The organism is Pseudomonas sp. Xaverov 83, from assembly GCF_019352905.1.
GTDB classification, from domain to species: Bacteria; Pseudomonadota; Gammaproteobacteria; order Pseudomonadales; family Pseudomonadaceae; genus Aquipseudomonas; species Aquipseudomonas yamanorum.
In genome coordinates, this window is record NZ_JAAAFU010000074.1 from 23,334 (window position 1) to 40,401 (window position 17,068).

General features: G+C 57.9%; 21 protein-coding genes. 3 read left to right on the top strand and 18 right to left on the bottom strand.

The annotated features are described in order from the left end of the window. Positions 1–23: 23 nt before the first annotated feature. From tolB to K0H47_RS21015, 13 genes are all read right to left on the bottom strand, one after another. Complete coding sequence (gene tolB, locus K0H47_RS20955; protein WP_032868196.1) at positions 24–1,304, bottom strand: Tol-Pal system beta propeller repeat protein TolB; 1,281 nt, start codon at positions 1,302–1,304, stop codon at positions 24–26. Between the two features lie 17 nt (positions 1,305–1,321). After that, positions 1,322–2,395: a cell envelope integrity protein TolA gene (tolA, locus tag K0H47_RS20960; RefSeq protein WP_017475681.1), complete on the bottom strand. Its 1,074-nt coding sequence runs from the start codon at positions 2,393–2,395 to the stop codon at positions 1,322–1,324. Further along, on the bottom strand, positions 2,395–2,847 hold the full coding sequence (tolR, locus tag K0H47_RS20965; RefSeq protein WP_161635741.1) for a protein TolR: 453 nt from the start codon (positions 2,845–2,847) through the stop codon (positions 2,395–2,397). Before tolR ends, tolA begins: the two co-directional genes overlap by 1 nt. A 23-nt stretch (positions 2,848–2,870) precedes the next feature. Beyond that, the gene (gene tolQ / locus K0H47_RS20970) at positions 2,871–3,566 is read right to left on the bottom strand and encodes a protein TolQ (protein WP_003209819.1); all 696 of its coding nucleotides are present in this window, start codon (positions 3,564–3,566) and stop codon (positions 2,871–2,873) included. A 1-nt stretch (position 3,567) separates the two neighbouring features. Next, entirely contained in the window at positions 3,568–4,023 is a 456-nt protein-coding gene (ybgC, locus tag K0H47_RS20975; protein ID WP_063027614.1) for a tol-pal system-associated acyl-CoA thioesterase, read from the bottom strand. Positions 4,024–4,161: 138 nt separating this feature from the next. Continuing rightward, complete coding sequence (ruvB, locus tag K0H47_RS20980; RefSeq protein ID WP_017475679.1) at positions 4,162–5,220, bottom strand: Holliday junction branch migration DNA helicase RuvB; 1,059 nt, start codon at positions 5,218–5,220, stop codon at positions 4,162–4,164. Then, positions 5,221–5,832: a Holliday junction branch migration protein RuvA gene (gene ruvA, locus K0H47_RS20985; protein WP_010169952.1), complete on the bottom strand. Its 612-nt coding sequence runs from the start codon at positions 5,830–5,832 to the stop codon at positions 5,221–5,223. It lies immediately after the preceding gene. A 115-nt stretch (positions 5,833–5,947) separates the two neighbouring features. After that, positions 5,948–6,472: a crossover junction endodeoxyribonuclease RuvC gene (gene ruvC / locus K0H47_RS20990; RefSeq protein ID WP_003209812.1), complete on the bottom strand. Its 525-nt coding sequence runs from the start codon at positions 6,470–6,472 to the stop codon at positions 5,948–5,950. A gap of 180 nt (positions 6,473–6,652) precedes the next feature. After that, entirely contained in the window at positions 6,653–7,399 is a 747-nt protein-coding gene (locus K0H47_RS20995) for a YebC/PmpR family DNA-binding transcriptional regulator (protein WP_063027612.1), read from the bottom strand. 151 nt (positions 7,400–7,550) lie between these two features. Continuing rightward, positions 7,551–9,326 (bottom strand): aspartate--tRNA ligase, encoded by a 1,776-nt coding sequence (gene aspS, locus K0H47_RS21000; protein WP_003209808.1) that lies wholly within the window; start codon positions 9,324–9,326, stop codon positions 7,551–7,553. 108 nt (positions 9,327–9,434) lie between these two features. Continuing rightward, positions 9,435–9,656 carry an FmdB family zinc ribbon protein gene (locus K0H47_RS21005; RefSeq protein WP_003209804.1) on the bottom strand — a complete coding sequence of 74 codons (222 nt, stop codon included), beginning with the start codon at positions 9,654–9,656 and terminating at the stop codon, positions 9,435–9,437. Positions 9,657–9,874: 218 nt separating this feature from the next. Then, the gene (locus K0H47_RS21010) at positions 9,875–10,228 is read right to left on the bottom strand and encodes a ribbon-helix-helix domain-containing protein (protein WP_081253086.1); all 354 of its coding nucleotides are present in this window, start codon (positions 10,226–10,228) and stop codon (positions 9,875–9,877) included. Between the two features lie 213 nt (positions 10,229–10,441). Then, entirely contained in the window at positions 10,442–10,915 is a 474-nt protein-coding gene (locus tag K0H47_RS21015) for a Dps family protein (protein WP_003209800.1), read from the bottom strand. A gap of 429 nt (positions 10,916–11,344) precedes the next feature. Here K0H47_RS21015 and K0H47_RS31330 point away from each other — a divergent pair, with 429 nt between their 5' ends. Continuing rightward, positions 11,345–11,947, top strand: a complete 603-nt coding sequence (locus K0H47_RS31330; protein WP_003209798.1) for a cold-shock protein — start codon at positions 11,345–11,347, stop codon at positions 11,945–11,947. Between the two features lie 83 nt (positions 11,948–12,030). Here K0H47_RS31330 and K0H47_RS21025 read toward each other — a convergent pair whose 3' ends face one another. The 3 genes from K0H47_RS21025 to K0H47_RS21035 form a co-directional block, all read right to left on the bottom strand. Beyond that, positions 12,031–12,237, bottom strand: a complete 207-nt coding sequence (locus K0H47_RS21025) for a SlyX family protein (RefSeq protein ID WP_017475674.1) — start codon at positions 12,235–12,237, stop codon at positions 12,031–12,033. A gap of 3 nt (positions 12,238–12,240) precedes the next feature. Next, positions 12,241–12,666: an HIT domain-containing protein gene (locus K0H47_RS21030; RefSeq protein ID WP_219273554.1), complete on the bottom strand. Its 426-nt coding sequence runs from the start codon at positions 12,664–12,666 to the stop codon at positions 12,241–12,243. A gap of 452 nt (positions 12,667–13,118) precedes the next feature. Then, complete coding sequence (locus K0H47_RS21035; RefSeq protein WP_219273555.1) at positions 13,119–13,376, bottom strand: hypothetical protein; 258 nt, start codon at positions 13,374–13,376, stop codon at positions 13,119–13,121. A 174-nt stretch (positions 13,377–13,550) separates the two neighbouring features. On the opposite strand from K0H47_RS21035, the gene K0H47_RS21040 reads away from it, so the two are divergent. Then, positions 13,551–14,858: an OprD family porin gene (locus K0H47_RS21040; protein ID WP_063027607.1), complete on the top strand. Its 1,308-nt coding sequence runs from the start codon at positions 13,551–13,553 to the stop codon at positions 14,856–14,858. A 191-nt stretch (positions 14,859–15,049) separates the two neighbouring features. Here the strand turns inward: K0H47_RS21040 and K0H47_RS21045 are convergent, their stop codons facing one another. After that, entirely contained in the window at positions 15,050–15,892 is an 843-nt protein-coding gene (locus K0H47_RS21045) for a mechanosensitive ion channel family protein (protein WP_201139987.1), read from the bottom strand. A 135-nt stretch (positions 15,893–16,027) separates the two neighbouring features. Continuing rightward, complete coding sequence (locus K0H47_RS21050) at positions 16,028–16,513, bottom strand: YajQ family cyclic di-GMP-binding protein (protein WP_017475669.1); 486 nt, start codon at positions 16,511–16,513, stop codon at positions 16,028–16,030. Positions 16,514–16,638: 125 nt separating this feature from the next. Here K0H47_RS21050 and K0H47_RS21055 point away from each other — a divergent pair. After that, positions 16,639–17,068: 2-dehydropantoate 2-reductase N-terminal domain-containing protein (locus K0H47_RS21055; protein WP_307877331.1), on the top strand; the 430-nt coding region annotated here is incomplete at its 3' end.

Here is a 17,068-nt window from a genome sequence, read left to right on the forward strand (position 1 = left end):
GTACTTCTTTTTGTAGCGCCGCGTCAGTTCAGGTAAGGGGACCAGGATGGTTCTCTGACTTCGCCTTGTGCGGTAGGAAGCGGGAGCCTTACGCGTCCATTAATGGACACGAGCATCAAGACTCCCCGGCCCTGCTGGCGGGTGGCGTAGATTACCATGGTGCCGTTGGGCGCAACAGTGGCTGACTCATCAAGGTTGGTATCTGTAAGGATTTTAACGGTTCCGCGCTGCAAATCCTGGGCCGCAACCCGGAAATTAGTGAAACCATCCTGACGGTGAATCATCACCAACGTCTTTTCATCAGCCGAAAGCTTAGGTGCAGCGTTGTAGTTACCAATAAAGGTCACACGTTCGGCGCCGCCGCCGTTGACGCTGGTTTTGTAGACTTGCGGCTTGCCGCCACGGTCGGAGGTGAAGTAGATGGTCGAACCATCCTTACCCCAGAACGGTTCGGTGTTGATGCCAGGGCCGCTGGTAACACGGCTCAGTTGGCGCGAAGCCATGTTCATCACGTAAATGTCCGGGTTACCGTCTTTGGACAATACGAACGCCAGGCGAGAACCATCCGGCGACCAGGCTGGCGCGCCATTCAGGCCTTCGAAGTTGGTGATCTGCTCACGGCGACCGGTGTCGATGTGCTGAACGAAGATGCGTGGACGCTTCTGTTCAAAGGACACGTAGGCGATACGCTTGCCGTCTGGTGCAAAGCGTGGCGACAGGATCGGCTCACGGGATTGCAGCAGCGTCACTGCACGAGCGCCGTCATAGTCGGAGCGCTGCAGCGTGTAGCGAGTGTTGTCTACCGAAAAACGCTCTGCTGTTACATAGAGCAGGCGAGTCGAGAAGGCACCCTTGATCCCGGTCAGCTTTTCAAACGACTGGTCGGAGATGTAGTGCGCCATGTCCCGCAACTGATCCGTGGTACCCGACACGCTGCCGGTCAGCACTTGCTGCTCGGTCGCGACGTTGAACAGGGTGTACTGGATCTGCAGGCGACCGCCGGCAGGCGTGATGCTGCCCACCATCAGGTACTGGGCGTTCAGCGCTTTCCAGTCACGGAAGATGACTTCGCTGGCCTGGGTCGGCTGGCTGATCATGTTGCCTTTGTCGATCGGCGCGTAGTAACCGGAGTTGCGCAGGTCATCACTGATGATCTGCGACATGTCGTCCGGCAGCACGCTGCCGCCCTGCCAGCCAAACGGTACAACGGCGATCGGGGTGGCCCGATCGCTACCGCTGGTGACCAGGATGTTCTTTTCATCCGCCGCCGCTATCCCTGCCATGCAGCAAATAACGACAAGCATTCCTCGAAGAAGGTTTCTCACAAGGCTAGATCCTCAGGTGTGAATGTCATCTTGAATGAACGGTAGGGAGCGAAGTCGCTTGGTTTCATTCCCTGCATCTCGGTCAACCGGCCAATGTTCTTGACCGCTGCTACCGCCGAACTGTCGAACGAACCGTCGCCACTGGACTTGGCCACGCTGACCGAGGTCACCGTACCGTCCGGCAACATGCCGATCTGCAGCACTACTGTCATGCCTTTACGTGCCGAAGGAGGACGGGTCCAACCTTCCGCTGCCCGTGAACGAATCAGGTCATCGAAACTGCCCGCGACTTCATCACCACGTTCATCGGCCAAGGCTTGCTGGCGCTGCGGCGTGTCGGAAAGCAAATCGGCCAAGGCCTGGGCCTTTTTGTCTTCGGTCGATTTACGTGCTGCTTCCTGGGCCTTTTTCTTCGAGGCATCGGCGGCAGCTTTCTTCTTCGCGTCGTCGGCGATTTTCTTCTTCGCCTCGTCAGCTTCAGCTTTCTTCTTGGCGTCGTCCGCGGCTTTCTTCTTCGCGTCTTCGACTATCTTTTTCTTCGCGTCTTCAGCGGCCTTTTTCTTGGCCTCTTCTTCAGCAGCTTTCTTGGCTTCTTCTTCAGATTTCTTCTTGGCTATATCAGCCAATTGTTTCTCTTCAGCCTTCTTGGCTTCAGCAGCTTTATCGGCTTTCTTGGCTTCATCAGCCTTTTTAGCCTCGTCAGCTTTCTTCGCCTCGTCAGCCTTTTTCGATTCCTCGGCCTTTTGAGCCGCCTCTTCTTTCTTTTGTTCCGCAGCAGCCTTCACCGCTTCCTGCTCGACCTTCTTCTGTTCCATCTGCTCGACTTCAGTCTGGCGCGCAGCCGACTTCTGGGCCTCACCCGCAATCTTCTGATTGGTCTGGGTGGTGGCCTGGCTTTTCGATTTCAGCTGATACAGGGTCGCCTGCACGATCGGCTTGGCTGGCGGCAGGTCCGGGGTCATGGCAAAGCTGACGAACAGCATGCCAAACACCAGGACGTGCAGGGCAATTGCCCAGACGCTAGGCCAGAAGAAGCTTTCCGAGGCGGACGGCTCTCGCTGTTGGTGCATCAGGGCGCCTCGGTAATCAAGCCAACGTTACCGACGCCGGCCTTCTGCAGCCCGCCCATGGCGCCCATGACGGAGCCATAGTCGACGACCTTGTCGCCGCGGATGAACACCTGGGTGTGCTTGCCACCTTCGTTGCCGGCGCGAATGATCTTGGTCACAGCATCAGTCATCTGCGGCAAGGTCATGGCCTTGTCCTGCTGTTTCTGAGTGTCGACTTCGCTGCCAAGGTTCCAGTAATAGGTCTTGTCAGCCTTGATCGAAATGGTCAGGACCTGAGTGTTGTTGTCCTGCGGCAAGGCTTCGCTGGAAACCTTGGGCAGATCAACCTTCACGCCCTGATTGAGCATCGGCGCGGTCACCATGAAGATAACCAGCAGCACCAGCATCACGTCGATGTAAGGCACTACGTTCATCTCGGCGACCGGCTTGCGCTTTTTGCGAGCTCGAGCGATTAAAGCCATTGGGAATTACCTGCTTATTCTTCGCTGGTGTGCACTTTACGGTGCAGGATCGCCTGGAATTCATCGGCGAAGGTGTAGTAACGGCTGATCAAGGTTTCGCCACGAGCGGCAAAACGGTTGTAGGCGATTACGGCGGGAATAGCTGCGAACAGGCCGATGGCGGTGGCGATCAGCGCTTCGGCGATACCCGGGGCCACGGTGGCCAGGGTCGCTTGCTGGGCCTGGGCCAGGCCGCGGAAGGAGTTCATGATCCCCCATACGGTACCGAACAGACCGATGTACGGGCTCACGGAACCTACGGTGGCGAGGAACGGCAGGCTTTGCTCAAGCTTTTCTTCTTCGCGGGAAATCGCTACACGCATGGCACGGGCCACGCCTTCCATGACCGCTTCCGGGTCAACGCCTGGCTGCTGGCGCAGACGGGAGAATTCCTTGAAGCCGGCACGGAAGATCTGCTCGACGCCCGAATCCGGGTCCGGGTTGCTGCCGGCCTGGCGATACAGTTTGGACAGGTCGATACCCGACCAGAAGCGCTCTTCGAAGCTCTCCAGGGCACGTCGACCGGCACGCAGCAGGTTGCTGCGCTGAAAAATCATGACCCAAGAGGTAACCGATGCGGCTACCAGGACCAGCATCACCAGTTGAACCACGACACTGGCATTGCTGACCAGGCTCCACATGGAGGAATGGTCGACGACGGTAGGTTCCACGCTAAATCTCCTGCTCTGAATGTTTACCCGCGCCGCTCACGCCGGCAAAGGCCGCGCGTAGAGCTTCGGGAATGGCCCGGGGTTTCAAACTATTGGTGCGAACACAGGCCACCAGGAACTGCCCCTCACAGAGCAGCGTTGCATCCGTAGCCCGCCTGACCTGCTGTTTAAAGCGCAGGCTGGCACGGTTCAATTCGGTTATTTCTGCGCTGACCAGCAGTTCATCGTCCAGTCGCGCCGGCGCGTAATAACGAGCCTCGCTGGAATGCACGACAAACAACAGGTCCTCCCCTGCCAGCTGGGATTGGGCAAAGCCCAGCTCCCGTAGCCGCTCGGTTCGAGCCCGCTCCATGAACTTTAGGTAATTGACGTAATAAACGATGCCGCCGGCATCGGTGTCCTCGTAATAAACGCGACAGCGATGTGCGAACGACTGATCCCCGTTTTGCGCGCGCATACTCTAGTGCTTACTCCTCAGGTTGCCAATCCGGCCAGGCAACTGTTTTTCATTCTGTGGCACATTTCTAACGAAAGAATGACGACGCCAGCCACTAGGACAGCACAAACGCCGAATAAATCGAATCGCCAAGCGTTTTTAATCGTCTACTGCATCAAGGAATTCGTCTACTACGGGCATCTCGCCCAATCGTGACGGAATGTTTAACCCAAAGTGCAGATACGCATGCCGGGTGACCACGCGCCCCCTCGGTGTACGCATGATGTAGCCCTGCTGGATCAGGTACGGTTCCAGTACATCCTCAATTGTGTGCCGCTCTTCGCTGATGGCTGCCGCGAGGCTGTCCACACCCACCGGGCCACCGTCGAACTTCTCGATCATGGTCAGCAGCAGGCGCCGGTCCTGGTGATCAAAGCCGTGTTCATCCACATCCAGCAGGTTCAGCGCCAGGTCTGCCACGGGCTTGGTGATATGCCCTTTGGCGCGTACTTCGGCAAAATCGCGCACCCGACGCAGCAACCGGTTGGCAATCCGCGGCGTACCACGGGCGCGGCGGGCGATTTCAAACGCGCCTTCCGGGTCCAGGGGCAAGCCGAGGATAGTCGCCGAACGGCTGACGATGGTGGCCAGATCCGCCGTGCTATAGAACTCTAGACGTTGAACAATCCCGAAACGGTCTCGCAGCGGATTGGTCAGCATGCCCGCACGGGTGGTGGCCCCCACCAGCGTGAACGGTGGCAGGTCGAGCTTGATCGAGCGCGCGGCCGGGCCTTCGCCGATCATGATGTCCAACTGGAAGTCTTCCATGGCCGGGTACAACACTTCCTCGACGATGGGCGAAAGCCGGTGGATCTCGTCGATAAACAGTACGTCGTGGGGCTCCAGATTGGTCAGCAGCGCCGCCAGGTCACCCGGACGCTCCAGCACAGGGCCGGAGGTGGATTTGATCGACACGCCCATTTCCTGGGCGATGATGTTGGCCAGGGTGGTCTTGCCCAAGCCCGGCGGGCCGAAGATCAACGTGTGATCCAGGGACTCGCTGCGCCCGCGTGCAGCCTGGATAAACAGCTCCATCTGCTCGCGCACGGTGGGCTGGCCGATGTATTCGGCGAGGCTCAGGGGGCGAATCGCCCGGTCCTGGACTTCTTCACGGTCACGGGGGCCGGTGGCCGCGATCAGACGATCAGCTTCAATCACTTAAATCATTCCCTTCAGGGCGCGGCGGATCATGTCTTCGCTGCTCAGGTTCTTGTCCTTGATGGCCGACACTGCCTTGCTCGCCTCTTGCGGCTTGTAGCCCAGGGAGATCAGCGCGCTGACTGCATCGCTTTCGGCACTGGCCACCGGCACACCCGGCGCATCCGGCTGGTTAGGCACCAGGGCAAACATGCTCGGCACGACCTCCCAGGCCTTGAAGCGGTCCTTGAGCTCCACCAGCAAGCGCTCGGCGGTTTTCTTGCCAACGCCTGGCACCTTGGTCAGCGCTGAAGTGTCCTGGGCCGATACGCAGCGCACCAGCTCATCCACTTCCAGGCTCGACATCAGCGCCAGCGCCAGCTTCGGGCCCACGCCGTTGAGGCGGATCAGCTCACGGAAGAAATCCCGGTCACGCTTGCCAATGAAACCATAGAGCAATTGTGCGTCTTCGCGCACCACCAGGTGGGTGTGCAGGGTCAGCGGTTCACCGACCGACGGTAGGCGGTAGAGGGTCGTCATGGGCACTTCCAGCTCATAGCCCAGCCCATTTACATCCAGAATCAGGTGCGGCGGCTGTTTCTCAGCCAAGGTGCCGCGCAAGCGTCCAATCACGTTCGAATCCTTAAGAATCGGCTCAGATCAAGGCCTGACCGGTAATAACGCGGGCATGCCGGCCGGCAGCACAGGCCGTTCATGCACCCCACGCAGAATGATTGCGCTGATGCTATCAGAGACGCAGGCGGCCGCCACGACTGCGTGCCGTACCCAAGCCGTGGGGCATCAGGCTGGAACGGGTGTGGGCGTGGCAAATGGCAATGGCCAGGGCGTCGGAGGCATCGATTTGCGGTTTGGCGGTGAGCTTGAGCATGTGCATGACCATCATCATCACCTGCTCCTTATTCGCCGCACCAGTGCCGACCACGGCCTGCTTGACCTGGGTCGCGGTGTACTCCGCGATCTCCATGCCCTCCTCGGCACCGGCCACGATGGCAGCACCGCGGGCTTGGCCGAGCTTCAAGGCGGAGTCGGCGTTTTTTGCCATGAACACTTTTTCGATGCCCATGGTGACCGGGCCGTAAGTCTGGATCACTTCACGCACGCCGCGGTAAACGATCTGCAAGCGCTCGGCAAGCTCGCCGGCGCCGGTACGGATACAGCCCGACGCCACGTACACGCAGCCTCGCGGGGTCTGTTGGACCACGCCAAAGCCGGTGATTCGCGAACCGGGGTCGATACCTAGGATTAGAGTCATAACGCCTGCGGGATGGGTTTAAAGCGGATGCGCCAGGCACATGGTTTGTGTAACAGCATAGATCCCTGTGGGAGCTGGCTTGCCTGCGATACAGGCACCTCGGTGCTTCAGTTACACCGGGTTGATGCCATCGCAGCCTCGCCAAGGCTCGACAGCTCCCACATTGGATCTTTGGTGCTCTTAAACGAGCTGTTCGGCCACCGACTCCGGGATATCGGCATTGGAATAGACGTTCTGCACGTCATCCAGGTCTTCGAGCATATCGAGCATCTTGAGTACCTTCTGCGCCCCGTCCAGGTCCAGCTCCGCGCTGGTGGTGGGCAGCATCACGATTTCCGCATCGGTACCTTTGAAACCGGCCGCTTCCAACGCGTTGCGCACCGAGTAGAAGCCCGCGAACGAGGTAAACACGTCGATGGAACCGTCTTCGTTGGTCACCACGTCGTCAGCATCGGCCTCCATCGCTGCTTCGATCAGTGCATCTTCGTCAACACCCGGCGCGAAGGAGATCTGCCCCTTGCGCTCAAACAGGTAGGCCACCGAACCGTCAGTCCCCAGGTTGCCGCCACATTTGCTGAACGCATGGCGCACGGCAGCCGCAGTACGGTTGCGGTTGTCAGTCATGCACTCGACCATCACCGCCACGCCACCCGGGCCGTAGCCTTCGTAGCTCAACTCGACCATGTCGTCGGTATCGGCCGCACCGGCACCACGGGCCACGGCGCGGTCGATGATGTCGCGGCTCATGTTGGCGCCGAGGGCCTTGTCCAGGGCCAGACGCAGACGCGGGTTGGAACCCGGGTCACCGCCACCCTGGCGCGCAGCGACGGTCAGCTCGCGAATCCACTTGGTGAAGATCTTGCCTTTCTTGGCATCCTGACGCTCTTTGCGGTGCTTGATGTTCGCCCACTTGGAATGGCCAGCCATAACACAACTCCGAAATTCTGTAGAAACCTGTCAATCCCGCCCCAGGCGGGACTTCCCTCTTTAACGTGCAGCCCTTGTAACGCAAAGGCGCATCCGAAGATGCGCCCTTAGCTGACAATGTAAAACCTTATCGCGCTTTCACGCTGCGGCCTTACTCAGCCTTTGGTGTCTCGCGCAGACGGATATGCAGCTCGCGCAGTGCCTTGGCATCCACCACACCCGGTGCTTGCGTCATGACGTCGGCAGCACTTTGGGTTTTCGGGAAGGCAATCACTTCACGGATCGACTGGGCACCGGTCATCAGCATCACCAGACGGTCCAGACCAAAGGCCAGGCCGCCATGGGGTGGCGCGCCGTACTTCAGGGCGTCGAGCAGGAAGCCGAACTTCTCTTGCTGCTCATCTTCGTTGATGCCCAGCAGGCGGAAGACCGATTGCTGCATTTCCTTGCGGTGGATACGGATCGAACCGCCACCCAGCTCGGTGCCGTTGAGCACCATGTCGTAGGCACGGGACAGAGCGCCAGCCGGGTTGGCTTCGAGCTCTTGCGGCGTGCACTTCGGCGCGGTGAACGGGTGGTGCAGCGCGCTGAAGCTACCGTCGTCGTTCTCTTCGAACATCGGGAAGTCGACAACCCACATCGGCGCCCACTGGCAGGTCAGCAGATTCAGGTCGTTACCGACCTTGATCCGCAGTGCACCCAGCGCTTCGCTGACGATCTTCGACTTGTCGGCGCCGAAGAACACGATATCGCCGTCGACCGCGCCAACGCGATCAAGGATCACGTTGAGGTTGGCTTCAGGGATGTTCTTGACGATTGGCGACTGCAGGCCTTCAACGCCCTTGGCGCGCTCGTTGACCTTGATGTACGCCAGGCCCTTGGCACCGTAGATGCCGACGAACTTGGTGTAGTCGTCGATCTGCTTGCGCGGCATGCTCGCAGCGCCAGGAACGCGCAGCGCGGCAATACGGCATTTCGGGTCGTTGGCCGGGCCGCTGAACACTTTGAAGTCGACGTCTTTGAGTTGGTCTTCAACGTCAACCAGTTCCAGCGGGTTACGCAGGTCCGGCTTGTCGGAACCGTAACGGCGCATGGCTTCTTCGAAGGTCATGTGCGGGAATTCGCCGAACTCCAGGTTCAGCACTTCCTTGAACAGGTTGCGGATCATCTGCTCGGTGATGCCCATGATCTCTTTTTCATCGAGGAAACTGGTCTCGATGTCGATCTGGGTGAATTCCGGCTGGCGGTCAGCCCGCAGGTCTTCGTCACGGAAGCATTTGGCGATCTGGTAGTAACGGTCGAAGCCGGCCACCATCAGCAACTGCTTGAACAGCTGTGGCGATTGCGGCAAGGCGAAGAAGGAACCGGCGTGGGTACGGCTCGGCACCAGGTAGTCGCGAGCGCCTTCCGGGGTAGCACGGGTCAGGATCGGCGTTTCGACGTCGAGGAAGCCGTTCTCGTCGAGGAAGCGACGGATGCTGGTGGTCATGCGCGAGCGCAGACGCAGCTTCTCGGCCATTTCCGGGCGACGCAGGTCCAGAAAACGATAACGCAGGCGGGTTTCTTCGCCAACGTCGGAGAACTCGTTCAGTGGGAACGGCGGGGTTTCCGACTCGTTCAGCACTTCCAGTTCGTAACCCAGCACTTCGATCATGCCCGACGCCATGTTGGCGTTGGTGGCACCGGCCGGACGCAGGCGAACCTTGCCGGTGATCTTCACGACGTACTCGCTGCGCACGCGGTCGGCGGCGGCGAAGCTCTCGGCGCGGTCCGGATCGAACACCACCTGGGCCAGACCATCACGATCACGGATATCGAGGAAGATCACCCCGCCGTGGTCGCGGCGACGGTGAACCCATCCGCAAAGGGTGATTTCCTGACCTTCCAGGGTCTCGTTCAGTTGGCCGCAATAGTGGCTGCGCATCATGATAGTGGTTTCGCTTCTCGTAATTCGAAATTCGGTGGAGGCCTGCCTCATCACCGTACAGCTAAGTCAGGTGACGGATAATGCAGGAGCCTGCGCGTAGAGTTCAACTCAGTCTGCTTTGTCGCCGCCGGCCAGATTCTTCTTCGAACCGGTCTTGAAATCGGTCTCGTACCAACCGTTGCCACTCAGGCGAAAGCCCGGCATGGACAACATCTTCTTGAGCTCCGGAGCCTGGCAGGCAGGGCAATCGACCAGCGGCGCTGCGCTGATCTTTTGAATGGCTTCCAACTGATGACCACAGGAAGCGCATTGATAGTCGTACATGGGCATGGAGATGTCTCGGCGATCAGATCATTACTGCGCCACGCCCTGCCCTGGCTCTATCCCGTGGGAAAGTCCCGGCATGCGCAGCAAAGCCCGGGATTATATCTGGTAAATCGAGGCTGTGCAGCCGTAGCGGCGCGCTGCTCTTTATATAGGTGGCTGCAGCAGGCTTCTGCCAGACGCCCGACCCGGGGCAATCCCGAGCCTGGCGACTGGCACAAGGATCATGCCAGGTCCGGATGGACACCCGACGCATTAAGGCGCTCTTTCAATACATGAACCACACAAACTACCCTGACCAGACCGCTGAAGTTCTTTACACCGCCATATCGCAAGTGCACTTCACGGTCCACGTAAGACAGCAACGCACTGACCGAACATGTATTGATCCGGGCTATTTCCGCAAGGATATTCCAATAGACCTCTTCGAGTCGCAAACACGTCGAAAAGCCATTAAGCCGAACGGATCGGGACAATGGCCTGGCCAAGTTCATATCGAACCCTTTGGCAAAGGGGTCTACCTTTATCTTGTGCAACCCGCACGTTTCCATAACTCCATTACCTGCTCCGCGTGACATACACTTGACACTCCATTGCCTGACGGCCACTCATCAGTGTTGTCGTTGGCCGTTGAGCTATAAAACATCAAGAAGGCAAGTGCAGCCAGAAGACAGGGAGCCGATCGCCGTAGGACAAGCCAACGCGTGTATCAGGAAGCTCGCAGGGTCAGGGAAATCGCCGGAAAGAAGGCACGCGAGGGGCGTCAGCTCGACGCCCACCCGCCACCGGCATTACTTGTTTTCGAGCAGGGAACGCAACATCCACGCGGTCTTTTCATGAACTTGCATACGCTGGGTCAGCAAGTCCGCAGTGGGTTCATCGCTGACTTTATCCAGCAACGGGAAGATGCCCCGGGCCGTGCGGGTAACCGCTTCCTGGCCTTCGACCAATTGCTTGATCATGTCTTCAGCACTCGGCACACCCTCTTCTTCCTTGATCGAAGAAAGTCGTGCGTACACCGAATAAGCACCCGGTGCGGGGAAGCCCAGGGCGCGTATACGCTCTGCAATTGAATCCACCGCCAGCGCCAGTTCGTTGTACTGCTCTTCAAACATCAAGTGCAGTGTGCGAAACATCGGGCCCGTTACGTTCCAATGGAAGTTGTGGGTCTTCAGGTAAAGTACATAGGTATCGGAAAGCAGGCGCGAAAGTCCGTCAACGATTGATTTACGGTCTTCTTCACTGATACCAATATCGATTGCCATGTGTTTCCCCTTCAATTGATAAATATTCATTGATCAGGTGCAGGACCACTCTAGCAAGAGTGCCGGCCTTGCGCAGCCCGGCCGACCCTCTCGAGGTGCGGCAAATTGCCCCTCGCAGAGCGGGTTTACACGGCAGGCAAAGCTTCAAGCCCTGCCGAAAAAATTATCCGCCGCCGGCGAAAAAACCCCGCACCTGTCTAGGACAAGCGTTTGACGCAGAAATGCCGCATGCCTCGCAACAGCCCGAAATGCTTGATTTGAGTAGGCACAGGCTTTGCTGTTAAATAGGCAGCGTGTCGCCGCCGTTTTTGTTTGCGGCAAGTGGCATAGGCTGATACCCGTGTACGTGTCCAACGCCTCCCATTGTTCAGAAGCGAACCGTGCCAGTCAGCTCTTCCTCGTGATCCGTCTTAACGTGAGTTAATCAAAATGTTGAAAATCGTCCACCTGCTAACGGGCGCTGCAGCTTTGCTGCTGTCCTTTATCCCCAGCCTGCGATCAGAAACCCTGCCTTACCTGCAACAACCTGACGCTCTCTACCTGACCTTTTTTGGTCTTCTTAACCTGACACTGGCTCCAGTCATTCCTTACTGGAACAAAGGCCCGCGTCATCAACTGCAAAACCTGGTCAGCGCCCTGCTGGTCCTGGCTGTTGTCGTGCAAACCCTCACCCTGCTGGCGCCTATGCCTGAAGTCGGTGGCCACCCGGCCGTCCTTCTCAGCCTGGCAATCGCACTGGTCGCCATCGTTCTTCATCTGGCCATCAGTTTCTACCGTTCCTCCCCGGCCGCTGCGTCGCAAAGCTACGACATGACCAACCGGGATACCGGTACCGTGAAGTGGTTCAACACCTCCAAGGGCTTCGGCTTTATTTCCCGGGATTCGGGCGACGATATCTTCGTCCACTTCCGGGCGATTCGCGGCGAAGGCCATCGCGTACTGGTGGAAGGCCAGCGCGTGGAGTTCTCCGTCATGAATCGTGACAAGGGCCTGCAAGCTGAAGATGTGATCGCCGCGTTGCCGCGCCGCTGATTCCAGCACCCCGAAAAAAGAAACCGCGATGCAGCCTGGCTGCATTGCGGTTTTTTTATGCCCGGGGATTCATCCCTGCCTTATTAATAATGAGGCGGCGGCGCTTCTTCCTCGGATGACTCGAACTGGCCGCCCATTTCTTCCTGGCGCTTGAGCAACGCAGTCATCTGCATCTGCAGGCGTTCGACCGCCCGCTGCTGGGTGACCAGGATGTCATTGAGGGTCTCAATGGTGTCGTCCTGAAAGGCCAAGCGGCTTTCCAGGTCGGTCACACGGTCTTGGAGGTCCATGACTCAAGCCTCCAGAAACATGAAATCAGCCGGCAGGATCTCGCGCAGGCGTGCACGAATCGCCGCCAGCTGCTTGTCGCTGTATGGCTTCGCCGGATGCTTGCCCCAGACCGGCGCCGGCCAGGCAGCGTCATCGCGCTTGCGCACGATTACATGCACGTGCAGTTGGCTGACCACGTTACCCAGGGCACCGATATTCATCTTGTCGGCGCCAAACCCTTCATTAAGCAGTTGCGCCAGCACCGTGCTTTCCTGCCACACCCGCTGCTGGTCAGCGACATCCAGTTGAAACACTTCGCTGATACCGTCGATGCGCGGCACCAGGATGAACCAGGGGTAATTCGAGTCATTGGACAGCAGCAGCCGGCACAGGGGGAAATCCCCGATGGGCAAGGTGTCTTGTTGAAGACGTGGATCTAAGGCGAACACAGCAGTCACTCCCGTTCGGCGGGTCAGGTTTCAGGCGCCCAGCATACCTGCGAATGCCGAGCGCTTCACGGCGAATGCATCAGGCCAAATACGCGCCCAAACAGCACGTCGCGAAAAAAAGCGCACCATTTCGAGACAGACCAATATTTCAGCTACGCTAAATGACCAATGCAGCCAATCCCAGTCAAAGACGGGACGTGGGATACGCTTAAAGACCTTGAGCCAGAGGGCTCTCAGGATAAGAACGCTGGCCTGGGGCAAAAACGCAGACCGGGAACAATCGCACCAAAATGACCCATTTGTGCCTCAAAGGGATCCGCCGACTACCCACCGAACGGGGTGAACCGGTAACGTTTTGCTCTGGTGCAGGTTTTATGCACCACCGGACAGAAGTGCAGCAGGCGCGTCAAGGCCAAACCAAACGGTGTAAAAAGCCCGCGCTTATGCGGTTTTTACACGGCGTTGACAATTTTCACGAAAAAATCACATTCGGTTTCCGGTTTGTGCACGCTTGTTGCATTCACCGTTGTATCGTCGACAACGGCACCGGCAGGAAGCAGGTGTTTCGCGACGGAAAACAACAGCGGTTCAATGCTTTTCAAGGAAGAGTTAAAACTTTGAGAAGGGAGGTTCCCCCCCCCCACCTCGATGCTTTTAAACAGTATTGAAGTTGTCAGTCCGGTTACAAGCGGACTGTGAATTTGCGACATGGAGCTAGCAATTTACGACAGGCCCGTAAAGAAGCTGAAAGGATAGATGTGCAAGTATCGTCAATAATGTCTGCGTGATATAACTTTGCGCCGACACAAAAAAGAAAGAGCCGCCCAGACAAAAATATAGGTGGGACGGCAGTACTCTTCCTAAAACCAAAGGAGCAAATCACGATGCGCGTGATGAAGTGGAGCATGATCGCCCTGGCTGTTTCAGCAGGCACCTCGCAGTTCGCAATCGCGTCCTCCCAGGACGATGCCAAGGGCTTTGTTGAAGACAGCACTTTCAGCATCAACACTCGCCTTCTGTATTTCAGCCGTGATATCCGCAACGAACCTGCTGGCGGTTACAAACCTGTTAAAGCAGGCAGTACTGAGAAGAAGAGCATCTCCGAAGAAACGGGCCTGGGCTTCAATGCTCTTTACCAATCAGGCTTCACCCAGGGCACCATCGGCGTCGGTGTTGATGTAATCGGTTTGCTGGGTGTGAAACTGGACAGCGGCCGTGGCCATGCAGGTACAGGCCTGTTCCCTAACGGCGCTGATGGCCGTGCACAGGATGACTACTCCAAAGGTGGCGCCGCCGTTAAATTCCGTTTCTCCGACACGGTCTTGAAAATCGGCGACCAATACACCACCGCTCCTGTCTTCGCTTCCGACGACAGCCGCCTGCTGCCTGAGCTGCCACAAGGTGTCTCGATCACCAGCAACGAGATCAAGGGCCTGAAACTGGAAGGTGGTCACTTCACCGCCAGCACCGCGCAAGCCCAGACCTACCATGACAGCCTGGGCCTGAAGGAAACCAACTTTGTCGGTGGCGTCTACGCGTTCACCCCAGAGCTGACCGGTAGCCTGTACTACGCGAAAACCGAAGACTACTGGAAGAAGACCTACGCCAACATCAACTGGACCCATGCCTTGAGCAAGGAACAGTCGCTGGCCTTTGACTTCAACATCTACAGCACCAAAAGTGATGGCCTTGGTCTGCAACGCGCAGAAAAAGACAACACCACCAAGCTCGACAACCGTGCCTACAGCTTGCAAGGCGCGTACACCATCGACGCTCACACCTTCACCCTGGCCTACCAGAAGGTCACCGGTGACGGCGACTACGGTTACGGCGTAGACGGCGGCGGCACGATTTTCCTCGCCAACTCCGTTGCCCGTTCCGACTTCAACGCTGAAGGTGAAAAATCCTGGCAAGCTCGCTACGACCTGAACATGGCCACCTTCGGCATTCCAGGCCTGAGCTTCATGACTCGTTATGTCACCGGTAGCGGTGCTGACAACGGCGTGACCAACAACGCCAAAGAGTGGGAACGCGACATCGAGGCCAAGTACGTGATTCAGAGCGGCCCGGCTAAAGACCTGAGCCTGCGTGTACGTCAAGCCACTTACCGCTCCAGCGATGGTGTGTACTACGGCTCGGCATCGTTGGACGAACTGCGTCTGATTGCGCAATACCCGCTGAACATCTTGTAATTGGCAGTTTGATTACAACGATGACTTAGGGCCTCGGCTCTAACTAAAAAGCCGCTCACTTGTTCACAAGTGAGCGGCTTTTTTATTGCAACTTAATCTCAACAACCGAATAACTAGCAAGCTAGCTATCTAGTTTAATGCTGCGTAACAAACCTGACACATCGGCCAGGTTTAATCATCCAGTCATGCTATTACTTCGTAGCACTTTCCTGCATGACGCGAATAACCCGCTGCGGAAATGGAATATCAATTCCCGCCGCTTTCAAACGGTCACGTGCCAGTTCGTTGAACATAAACATCACATCCCAATAATCCGCAGTCTTGGTCCAGACTCGCAGGGATACAGTGATCGAACTATCGCCCAAGGTGGAAATCACGGCAGCCGGCGCAGGATCAGCCAGTACCCGTGGATCCTTGGCCAGTTCCAGCAGCACTTCACGTGCTTTCTGCAGGTCGGCTTCGTAGTCGACACCCACATCAAACACTACCTTGCGGGTCGGCTGACGGTTGGTGTTGGTGATGAGGCCGTTGGACAGGCTGCCGTTTGGGATGATCACCGTCTTGTTGTCGCCGGTGCGCAGCACGGTGTGAAAAATCTGGATGCTATCGACGGTACCGGAAGTACCCTGGGCTTCGATCCAGTCACCAATGCGGAACGGGCGGAACAACAGAATCAGCACGCCGCCGGCGAAGTTCGCCAGGCTGCCTTGCAAGGCCAGGCCGATGGCCAGGGTGGCGGCACCAATCGCGGCAACGAACGACGTGGTTGCCACGCCGATCATCGAGGCCACGTTGACCACCAGCATGACTTTGAGCGCAATGTTCGCCAGGTTGGTAATGAAGTGTTGCAGCGCCAGGTCAGCATTACGCAGTGCCAGCAAACGCCCCACTCGGTGGGTCAAGACGTTAATCAGCCACCAACCGATGGCCAGGGTGACCACAGCCAGCAAAAATCGGCTGCCGTATTCCATGATCATCGGTAACCATGACTCCGAGCTCTTGATCAGGTGATCCACTTCAGCGTTCAAGTCCATCTACATTCTCCTGTTTACCGGATGCTCGGCCTATTGGTTGGCCCTAAATACAATTGAGCCCCGTAGGGCTCAATGGTGGGCGCAGGTTCTGGGGCGTGGGACGTCAAAAACGCCCACAGGTTCCCCAAAGTGCTATCAGTCGCGGAAGTTATTGAACTGCAGCGGCATGTCGAAGGTCTTGGCGCGCAGGGCAGCAATGGCCTCTTGCAAGTCGTCACGCTTCTTGCCGGTGATACGTACCTGCTCGCCCTGGATGGAGGCCTGGACCTTGAGCTTGGCGTCCTTGACGTGGGCGACGATTTTCTTCGCCAGCTCCTTGTCGATGCCTTCCTTGAGCACGGCTTCCTGCTTCATCAGCTTGCCGGAGGCATAGGCGTCCTTGATTTCAAGGCACTGCGCATCGATCTTGCGCTTGACCAGGGACAGCTTGAGGATCTCAATCATCGCTTCCAGCTGGAAGTCGGCTTCTGCGGTCAGGTTGACGGTCAGCTCCTTTTCCTTGAACTCGAAGCTGCCCTTGCCCTTCAAGTCATAGCGGCGATCCAGCTCCTTGACGGCGTTCTCGACGGCGTTAGTGACTTCGTGTTTGTCCAGTTCGGATACCACGTCGAACGACGGCATGTAATTTCTCCAATAAAAAGGGGCGCGGCTCAGTAGAGATGGAGCACGCCCAGGCTAAAATGCCCGGGCATTATAGCGGTTCTTTCGCCTCGTTCACTGCGGGCAGCCTTACGGAGTAAAAACTGATGTCGACCACCTGGCATGTCCTCGGCGCTGGCAGCCTCGGAACATTGTGGGCTGCCCGCCTGGCCCGCGCCCGGTTGCCGGTGCGCCTGATCCTGCGGGACCACGCGCGGCTGGCGAGCTATCAGACCGGCAAGGGCCTGACCCTGGTCGAGCACGGCGTGGCTCACACCTATCCAGTCGTCGGCGAAACATCCGACAGCCCTGGGCCGATTCATCGCCTGCTGGTGGCGTGCAAAGCCTACGACGCCCAAGAGGCCGTCGCACAGCTTGAACATCGTCTGGCACCCCACGCCGAGCTGATCCTGCTGCAAAACGGCCTGGGCAGCCAGGATGCAGTCGCCGCCCAACTGCCCCAAGCCCGCTGCATCTTCGCCTCCAGCACCGAAGGCGCGTTTCGCGAAAGCGACTGGCGGGTCGTATTTGCCGGCC